This is a genomic window from Vibrio sp. Y176 (assembly GCF_033438945.1).
This window is the reverse complement of the sequence record NZ_JAWOQS010001156.1, coordinates 1-523: the sequence shown is the minus strand read 5'-3', so window position 1 is coordinate 523 and position 523 is coordinate 1. Positions and strand designations below refer to the sequence as shown.

Annotated in this window: 1 protein-coding gene; it reads right to left on the bottom strand. The window is 45.9% G+C overall.

Going from position 1 to position 523, the window contains the following annotated elements:
* Positions 1–103 precede the first annotated feature (103 nt).
* A partial coding sequence (locus R7O13_RS30735; RefSeq protein ID WP_318305703.1) for a succinylglutamate desuccinylase/aspartoacylase family protein occupies positions 104–523 on the bottom strand: 420 nt, incomplete at its 5' end.

The following is a 523-nucleotide window of genomic DNA, read 5'->3' as shown; positions in this document are numbered from 1 at the left end:
AAGAAATAGATTTTATTCGTAAAAAGCCCCGCTAAATGAGCGGGGCTTTTTGTTGCAAATTGACCTATCCGAAAAAGTGCTTTCAAATAGCGAACAACTAGGGCTATTTGATTAGGCGAACAACCAATGAACCAGGAGCCCTGATCGACTCAATGTTGTGACTTAATACCGTGCCACTAGTTGGTGCCATGTAGCGCTGAATTTCGTCACCAAAGCTATCGTATTGAATCGCAAGCAATTGACCTTGTTCAACGGTATCCATCATTTTCACTTGTGGTAGAACGAAGCCACCAAACTCGGCTCGAATACTGATGATCTCGTTACCTTCAAGGCAAGGGATGACTGGCGAAGCTTCACCAGAAATCACTTCGTGGCGCTTTAGCACGTTAAAAATCCCCGCAACCGTACGATCAATCAGCGCTTGCTCAGTGTAACGTCCCATGCCCACTTCAATGGTGATGCTTGGAATACCACTGTTGTTCCACACGGTTTCAAGTACACCAGCGTCCCCCGGATCGTTTAA